This is a genomic window from Streptomyces sp. NPDC059371 (genome assembly GCF_042751995.1).
Classification (GTDB): Bacteria; Actinomycetota; Actinomycetes; order Streptomycetales; family Streptomycetaceae; genus Streptomyces.
Genome location: NZ_JBHYXD010000173.1, coordinates 1 through 8,797 on the forward strand (window position 1 = coordinate 1; position 8,797 = coordinate 8,797).

Sequence of the window (8,797 nt, forward strand, 5' to 3'; positions counted from 1 at the left end):
GCCCCCGCCGCCCCCCCCCCGCCGCGCCCCGCCCGCGGGGGGCCGGGGGGGCGGGGCTGTGCGGGTCCGGCCGCCCGGGGGCCCCCCCGTCCCCCGGAAACGGGGGCACAGACGGCGGTGCGGCCGGGCGTGAAGCGGAAAGCGGGCGCCGGCCTGCCGGCCTCAGCGGGCGAGAGCCGCCTCGCTCGTCGCCTGGGAACGGGGGTCGGAGGGAAGCGCGCGAAGGATGTCCTCGACGCTCTGCTTGGCATCGCCGAACAACATGCCGCTGTTCTCACGGAAGAACAGCGGGTTCTGCACACCCGCGTAACCCGAGGCCATGGAACGCTTGAAGACGACGACCTGTTCCGCCTCCCACACCCGCAGCACCGGCATGCCCGCGATCGGGCTCGCCGGATCCTCCTCCGCGGCCGGGTTGACGGTGTCGTTGGCACCGATGACCAGGACGACCGAGGTGTCGGAGAGGTCGTCGTTGATCTCGTCCATCTCCAGCACGATGTCGTACGGCACCTTGGCCTCGGCCAGCAGCACGTTCATGTGTCCGGGCAGCCGGCCCGCCACGGGGTGGACGCCGAAGCGCACCTCGACGCCGCGCTCCCGCAGTTGACGCGTCAGCTCGGCGACCGGGTGCTGCGCCTGGGCCACCGCCATGCCGTACCCGGGGGTGATGACGACGGACCGGGCCTGGACCAGGAGGTCGGCCACCTCCTGGGCGCGGATCTCGCGGTGCTCGCCCTGCTCCTCGTCCCCGCCGGAGGGAGCCTCGATGCCGAACCCGCCCGCGATGACCGAGAGGAACGACCGGTTCATCGCCTTGCACATGATGAACGACAGGTAGGCGCCCGAGGATCCGACCAGCGCGCCCGTGACGATCAGCAGGTTGTTGTCGAGCAGGAATCCCGCCGCCGCCGCGGCCCAGCCCGAGTAGCTGTTGAGCATGGAGACGACGACAGGCATGTCGCCGCCGCCGATCGACGCGACCAGATGCCAGCCCAAAACCAGCGCGAGCACCGTCACGGCGATCATCAGGCCGAGGCTGGGGCTGATCGTGAACCAGACCGTCAGCGCCACGAACGCCACCAGCGCCGCGACGTTGAGCGCGTTCTTGCCCGGCAGGACCAGCGGACGGGACTTCACGCGCGCCGACAGCTTGAGGAACGCGACGATCGAGCCGGTGAAGGTGACCGCGCCGATGAAGATGCCGATGAACACCTCGGCGTGGTGGATCCCCAGCAGGTCGGCCGTGACGTGCCGCTGCGCGTCCCCGTGCGCCTCGACCTCCAGGTAGCTGTTCCAGCCGACCAGCACCGCGGCGAGGCCGACGAAGCTGTGGAGCACGGCGATGAGTTCGGGCATCTGGGTCATCTCGACCTGCCGCGCCCGCCAGATGCCGATCGCGGCGCCGAGCACCATCGCGACGACGATCAGGGTGACCGCGCCCGCGGTGATGCTCTGTGCCGCGAGCACGACGGTGGCGACCAGGGCGAGGGCCATGCCGGCGATGCCGTACACGACACCGGCACGGGAGGTGCGGTGCTGGGACAGTCCCGCCAGGCTGAGGATGAAGAGCAGGGCGGCGACCAGGTCCGCGGCATGGGAGGCTGTGATTGACGTCATGGCGGCTCAGCCCTTCGAGAACATGGACAGCATGCGGCGGGTGACGGCGAAGCCGCCGAAGATGTTCACGCTCGTCAGCAGGATCGCGATGAACGAGAGTGTGGTGACGACCGCGCTCTCGTGCCCGATCTGCAGCAGCGCCCCGATCACCACGATCCCGGAGATCGCGTTGGTGACGGACATCAGCGGCGTGTGCAGCGCGTGGTGCACCTTGCCGATCACGTAGTAGCCGATCACCACCGCCAGCGTGAAGACCGTGAAGTTCGCCGCGAGTTGCGCGGGGGCGAAGGCGACCAGGGCGAACATCGCCAGCATGCCGGCGCCGATCAGGGCGAACCGGGCCGCCGGGGTGAGCCGTGGCTCCTTCGGCTGGGCGGCCGTCGCCACGGGGGCGGGCTGGGGCGCTGCCTGGGCCGAGACGGCCACGGGCGGCGGGGGCCAGGTGATCTCGCCGTCGCGTACGACGGTCACCGCCCGCTGGACCACGTCGTCGAAGTCGATGACCAGCCGGCCGTCCTTGCCGGGCGTCAGCAGCTTGATCAGGTTCACCAGGTTGGTGCCGAAGAGCTGCGAGGCCTGGGTGGGCAGCCGCGACGCGAGATCGGTGTAACCGATGATGGTGACGTCATTGTCCGTGACCACGGTGCGGCCGGCGACGGTTCCCGCGACGTTGCCGCCCTGGACGGCGGCCATGTCGACGATGACGCTGCCGGGCTTCATCGCCGCGACATCCTCCGCCGTGAGCAGGCGAGGGGCCGGGCGGCCCGGGATCAGCGCGGTCGTGATGACGATGTCCACGTCCTTGGCCTGCTCGTGGTACAGCTCGGCGGCGGCCCGGTCGTAGTCGGCGGAGGTCGCCTTGGCGTAGCCGTCGGTGCTCGCCTCCTGAGCGACGTTCACCGCGAGGTACTCGCCGCCCAACGACTTCACCTGGTCGGCCACTTCCGGCCGCGGATCGGTCGCCCGGACGATCGCGCCGAGACTGAAGGCGGCACCGATGGCGGCCAGTCCGGCCACACCGGCGCCGGCCACCAGCACCTTCGCCGGCGGGACCTTGCCCGCGGCCGTCACCTGGCCGGTGAAGAAGCGCCCGAACACGTGCGCCGCCTCGATCACGGCCCGGTAGCCGGCGATGTTGGCCATGGAACTGAGCACATCCATGGACTGCGCCCGCGAGATCCGCGGTACCGCGTCCAGGGCCAGCACGGTGATGGGCCGGTCCGCGAGCTCCGCGAGGAGGTCCGCACGCTGGGCCGGACTGATCAGCCCGATCAGCGTCGAACCGTCGGGCACGCGCGCGATCTCGCCCGTCGACGGGGAGTTGACCTTGAGTACGACGTCCGCCTGCCAGGCGTCGCCGATCCGTGCCCCCGCGCCGGCGTAGGCGTCGTCCGTGAAGCCCGACGCCGTACCGGCGTCCGACTCGACGACGACCTCGTAGCCCAGCCCCACCAACTGGCGCACGGTTGCGGGCGTCGCCGCGACACGGGTCTCCCCGGGAGTGGACTCGGCCACCACTCCGACGCGCTGGGGCGGGTGATGGGCCGATTCTTCTGCGGGCATGGTGATGTCTCCCTCAGGGGGCGCAGATATACAGGCACGATGCGTGAATCAGGGGGAGTCCACGCCCCTTGGACGCAGGAACTTACATGGTGGAGCCCGCTGTTCGGCACAGCGCGCAGCCGTGACTTGTTTCACGCGAGGTCTGTTGCCGAGAACACGGTGAGGTGCGGTGTTCCGGCGTTCCGGACATGTTCCCCGGCGCTTCGGCGCCTCAGGAACGGGCTGCGTGAGGGAGTACGGGAGCCACGGGCAGGCACAGTTCGAAGAGCGCGCCTCCGGCCGGCGCCTCGCCCGCCGTGAGCGTGCCACCGTGGCGGCGCGCCACGTCGCGGGCGATCGCCAGGCCGAGACCGGCGCCGCCGTCGTCGCGGGTCCGGGCGTCGTCCAGCCGTACGAACCGCTCGAAGATCCGCTCACGTTCGGCCGCCGGCACACCGCCGCCGTCGTCCGCGACGGTGAGGACGATCCGGTCGCCCCGCCTCTCCACACGCACGACGACCTCGTCCCGCGCGTGCCGCTGCGCGTTGTCCAGGAGGTTGCCGATCACGCGGACCAACTGCCCGCGTGATCCCGCCACTTGAAGGTGCCCAGTGGCGTGGAAGGACACCGGCGTGCGGTCGGCCGGACGGTGTTCCGCCTCCTCGCGGACCAGCTCGCCGAGGTCGACCAGCCCCTGACCCGGCCGCTCCCCGGCGTCGAGCCGGGCGAGCAGCAGCAGATCGGCCGCGAGGTGCTGCAAGCGCTCGGTGTCCTTGACCGCGCCGGGCACGTCCAGCAACTGCGGATACGCGGAGCCGACCTCGAGCTGGGTGCGCAGCGAGGCGATGGGGCTGCGCAGTTCGTGGGAGGCGTCGGCGACGAAGCGGCGCTGCCGGTCGACGGCGGCCTCCAGCGCGGTGAGCGTCTCATTGGTGGTACGGGCCAGACGGGCCACCTCGTCGTGCGAGGCGGGTTCCGGCACGCGCCGTGACAGGTCCTCGGAGGCGGTGATCGCCGCCATCTCGCGCCGGATGCCCTCCACCGGGGCCAGCGCGCGCCGTGTCACCAGCCAGGTCACGCCTCCGACGACGAGCAGGACCAGCGGAAGCCCCGCCAGCATCGCCGCCGCGGCGCTGCGGACGGCGCTCTCGCGTGCCGCGAGTGAGGCGCCCGCGTGGACCAGCACCGTCCGGCCGCCGAGATCCGTGGCCTTGATGGTGGCGAAGCGGTACGGGGCACGGTGGCCGTCGACCACCGCGCGCCCGGAGCCCTCCTGGACGGTGTCGCCGATCGTCCCGATGGCCGGGTCGTTCGCCTGGGGCGACGGGCTGCCGACGGTGCCGTGGTCATCCGTCCCGCGGTCGTCCTTGCCTCCGTCGCCCGTACCGTGGTCGTCCGAGCCGCGGCCTCCCGATGTGCTGTCGTCCGACGCGTCGTCGCCGCCCCGGTTCCTGTCCCGCCCGCGGCCATGGTCGTCGCCCGATCCGGTGACGAGCTGCGCGGCGGGAGCCGGGTCGGGCGTCGTGGTCGCGGACGGGGAAGGAGAGGAGGACGGGGAAGGGGAGGACGACGGGGAGGGTGTTGCGGGCGAGGCGGCGCCACGCGGCACGTGAACGGCTGTCACACCGGTGCCGCTGATGCTCTCCAGCCCGTCGCCGACGGCCAGCAGGCGGCCGTCCTCGTCCGTCACCTGTACGGGGATTCCGTCCCGCGCACCCTCCGGCAGCGTCAGCCGGGCGTCGCCCCCGCGCCAGGTGGCGACTCCGAGGGCGATCCTGCGGGCGGTGTCGTTGGCCTCGTTCTGCGCCTGCTCGGTGAGGTTCACGCGCAGGGACATCAGCACAGCGACCCCGGCGGCCACCAGCGCGACCGTCACCACGGCGGTGGCCCACAGGACCATCGTGGCCTTCACGGAACCGAGCAGCCGCCCCTTCACGAGGCCACCATCCGGTACCCGGCGCCGCGCACGGTCTGGATCGTGTCGGTGCCGAGTTTGCGGCGCAGCGTGCTGATGTACACCTCGACGATGTTCGGGTCGCCGTCATAGGCGAAGTCCCAGACGTGCTCGAGGATCTCGGGCTTGCCGACCACCTGTCCGGCCCGTGTCGCGAGCTGTTCCAGCACGGCGAACTCCTTCGCGGTGAGCGTCACTTCCGTATCGTCCCGGCACACCCGACGGGTCGATGTGTCGACGACGAGTCTTCCGACACGCAGGATCGGCGACGCTCCGGCCGAACCGCTGCGGCGCAGCAGCGCTTTGACCCGGGCCACCAGCACGACGTACGAGAACGGTTTCGTGAGGTAGTCGTCGGCGCCGGTGTCCAGACCCTCCGCCTCGTCGTACTCGCCGTCCTTGGCCGTGAGCATCAGGATCGGCATGTTGTGGCCCGCCGCGCGCAGGGCGGCGCAGACGCGGTAGCCGTTGAGGCCCGGCAGCATGATGTCCAGCACCACCAGGTCGTGGACGCCCTCGGCGGCCAGGTGCAGGCCCTCGTTCCCGTCGTGGACGACGTCCACGGCGAAGCCTTCGGCCCGCAGGCCCCTCGCCAACGAGAGCGCGAGCCGCTTCTCGTCCTCCACGATCAACAGGCGCATGTGCCGAGTCTCCCAAACAGAACCTGAAGGGATCTTCAGGTGGCTTCAGGTCCCCTTCAGCTTCCCCCAGGCACCTTGGCGTCACCGAACAGGCAGGACACAGATACGACACAGGCCGGGCAGGCTTCCGGCCGGAGAGGCCCGACATGAAGCGCAGCACCTCGATCGCCACCGTTCTCGTGACCGCCGTACTCATCGGCGGCGGTGGGTACTCGGCGCTCGCGACGGGAGGTACCGACCGGCACGGTGGCGGACCCGAGGACCGGCCGTCCGCCACGGCGTCGCCGGCACCCGTACCGTCGCCGGCGGCGACGCCCCTGACGGCGGCCCAGGCGGCCGCCGCCGCGCGGAAGGAGTACCCGGGTACCGTCACCGCGGTCGAACTCGACGGCGAGCACCCGGGCTCCTGGGAGGTGCACATCGTCGGCGCCGACCAGGTCCGCCGCGAAGTGCGCGTCGACGTGCGCACGGGCGCCGTCACCCTGGACCGGCACGGCGACGACGACCGCCGGGGTGACGACCACGTCGTGCGTTCAGGAACCGACGACCACGGCGCGCCCACCGCCGGAGACGACCGCGGTCGCGGAACCCGCGGACAGGACGACGCTCCGGGTGACGACCACGGCGTCCACGTCGGAGGTGACGACCACGGCGTCCACGTCGGGGGTGACGACCACCCGAGCGTGGGGGAGGACCACGGCGGGCACGATCACGCCGGTGACGACGACGGTGGGCGGGGCCGCGACCGGCACCGCGGCGGCCACGGCGGCGACGACCGCTGAGGGTTCCTCGACTGCCCCGGTGACGGGGCAGACGCGAGGACGACCCCTCCAGATTGGGGATGGGCGGGTGCCCAAGACAAGGCTGCCGGGGCGCGGCCGAGTTGGACAGGCTGGCATCCGCTCATCGCTGCCGACCGCCCGGCGCAGCCCGGTCCGGGTACGGCCAAGGAGGGGAAGTCGTCATGACCAAGTTCGCGCGGGGCGGGAGAAGGCGGAAGGTCACCGCCGCCGGCCTCGTCATCTCCGGCATGGTGATCAGCGCGTCGGTCGCGCCCGTCACCGCCCATGCCGCCGTTCCGGCCTTCCCGGACAACATCACCATCTTCCCGGACCGGGACTTCGTCTCGATCGACGGCTTCTCCGAGCACGCGGGGGAACAGGTCACGATCGAGGTGCAGCGCCCGCACGTCGGGCTCATCGGTTCGGCGACCGGCACGATGGCGTCGGCGTCCTCGATCTCGGCGGGCAACCCGGCCATCGAGGTGAACCACCCCGGCGGCCTGTGCTGGGGCGCCGGCGGCGGCCTTCAGGTGACGCCCGACATCCGCACCGGTGACGTCGTGTCGGTCAAGTTCGGCGGTGCGGTGGCCGCCGACGCCACGGCCCTCGACGTCGGCGTCACCGGCGGGGCCTTGACCACGCCGACCACCCTGGTGATCCAGGGGCGGCTCGGATCCGCGGTCGACCCCACGTTCCTGGAGCAGCGGATCATCGAACCGGCCCTGCGGGACACCGAGGTGGCACGGCGCGACGTACGGGCCGTTCCGGGTGCCGTGGCCAACGCCCCGAAGGGCGGCTACTCCTCCGGCATGGAGGTGGCCGACGGCACCTTCACCGCCACGTACAAGTTCCTGAACGCGGACACGGCGGCCGTCGCGGCCGACGGTCTGTACACCGTGACGAGCTGGCAGGACCAGGATCCCGACGGCAACACCCAGGGCGTGACGATCGCGGAGTTCGGCGAGGTGGGCGGCCCCGGGATGGGTGGTTGCCCGGCCGGGGCGGTTCAGCAGGGGCCCCTCTCGCCCACGGGTGTCGTGGTCCACGACGACGGCGACACGACGTCGGTGAGCTGGACTCCGTCCCCGTCGGCTCCCGGCGCGGCACCGATCCTCGGATACACCGTGCGGGCCGTCGACCGGCTCAGCAAGAAGGGTGTGCAGGGCGAGGTGGGTGTCCGTGTCAACGACCCGGACGCGACCTCGGTGACCCTGCCGGGTTCGGTGGAGGGCAAGCGCGTCGAGGTGAGGTCGTTCGGTGAGGCGGGTGAGTCCTGGCCGCCCGCGCTGCCGGGCGGCACCCCCTCGGCCGACTCCACTCCGCCGACCGTCTCGGCCAAGCCCGCCGGCGGGTTCTACACCGCCGACGCCACGGTCACCCTCACCGCCAACGAGCCGGGCTCGGAGATCTACTACACGCTCGACGGTTCCGACCCGCTGGAGGCGGGCACCACCGGACCCGCGGCGACCCTTTACACCGGGCCGTTCGACCTGAAGGCGTCCGACGGGTCCAGGACCCTGCGGTTCGTGGCCTTCGACCCGGCGGGCAACGCCTCGCAGGCGCGGATGGAGAAGTACACGTTCGGGTCGGCCACGGCGCCGGGCGCCCCGCGGTCGGTGACCGCGCAGGCCGCCAACGCGAGTGCCACCGTCCGCTGGACGGCGCCCGAGGACCCGGGCACCTCGCCGATCACGGGCTACGAGATCACCGCGACGCCCGCCTCCGGCACGGCCGTCACGACCACGGCCGGGGCCAGCGCGTCCAGTGTGGTGCTGACCGGGCTGAAGAACGACACGAAGTACGCCGTCACGGTCGTCGCCGTGAACGCGGTCGGCAAGGGCGCCTCGTCGACGCCGGCCGAGGTCACCCCGAAGGTGCCCGCGGTCGACAAGCTCGCGATCACGCTCGCCAAGTGGAAGTCCGGAGACCTGCGGCTCGAAGGCACCGGGTCCGTTCCCGGGGCGTCGCTGACGCTGCGCTCCGGTTCGCCGACCGGTCCCGTCTTCGCCACCGACGTGATCGTGCAGCCGGCCGCGGCGGGTGCGGCCAACGGCACGTGGAGCCTGCGCCTGCGGTCGGGCAGCGCGGCGACCACGAACCCGTCCCCGGTCTACATCACGTCCGACAAGGGCGGAACCCTGGGACCGGTGACCGTGCCGAACGGCTAGGCCGTGCCCGCTCCACGACCGGTCCGGTCCGGTCCGGTCCGAGCGGCCGGCGCCCCGGCGGGAAGCGTTCATCGTGCCGCGCACGCCGAACGC

6 protein-coding genes are annotated in these 8,797 nt (G+C 72.0%); 2 read left to right on the forward strand and 4 right to left on the reverse strand.

All coding sequences use genetic code 11. The annotated features are described in order from the left end of the window. Nucleotides 1–162 precede the first annotated feature (162 nt). From pntB to ACFXGX_RS42415, 4 genes are all read right to left on the reverse strand, one after another. Complete coding sequence (pntB, locus tag ACFXGX_RS42400; RefSeq protein ID WP_384803576.1) at nt 163–1,617, reverse strand: Re/Si-specific NAD(P)(+) transhydrogenase subunit beta; 1,455 nt, start codon at nt 1,615–1,617, stop codon at nt 163–165. 6 nt (nt 1,618–1,623) lie between these two features. Beyond that, complete coding sequence (locus ACFXGX_RS42405; RefSeq protein ID WP_384803579.1) at nt 1,624–3,180, reverse strand: Re/Si-specific NAD(P)(+) transhydrogenase subunit alpha; 1,557 nt, start codon at nt 3,178–3,180, stop codon at nt 1,624–1,626. Between the two features lie 211 nt (nt 3,181–3,391). After that, a complete protein-coding gene (locus ACFXGX_RS42410) occupies nt 3,392–5,059 on the reverse strand; it encodes a sensor histidine kinase (RefSeq protein WP_384803592.1) in 1,668 nt (555 codons plus the stop codon). Nucleotides 5,060–5,091: 32 nt separating this feature from the next. Next, nucleotides 5,092–5,754, reverse strand: coding sequence for a response regulator transcription factor (locus tag ACFXGX_RS42415; protein ID WP_384803583.1), 663 nt, complete (start codon nt 5,752–5,754; stop codon nt 5,092–5,094). Between the two features lie 146 nt (nt 5,755–5,900). Here ACFXGX_RS42415 and ACFXGX_RS42420 point away from each other — a divergent pair, with 146 nt between their 5' ends. Together ACFXGX_RS42420 and ACFXGX_RS42425 are read left to right on the forward strand one after the other, a co-directional pair. Further along, nucleotides 5,901–6,536 carry a PepSY domain-containing protein gene (locus tag ACFXGX_RS42420; protein WP_384803586.1) on the forward strand — a complete coding sequence of 212 codons (636 nt, stop codon included), beginning with the start codon at nt 5,901–5,903 and terminating at the stop codon, nt 6,534–6,536. Between the two features lie 182 nt (nt 6,537–6,718). Then, nucleotides 6,719–8,704 carry a fibronectin type III domain-containing protein gene (locus ACFXGX_RS42425; protein WP_384803589.1) on the forward strand — a complete coding sequence of 662 codons (1,986 nt, stop codon included), beginning with the start codon at nt 6,719–6,721 and terminating at the stop codon, nt 8,702–8,704. Nucleotides 8,705–8,797: the final 93 nt, after the last annotated feature.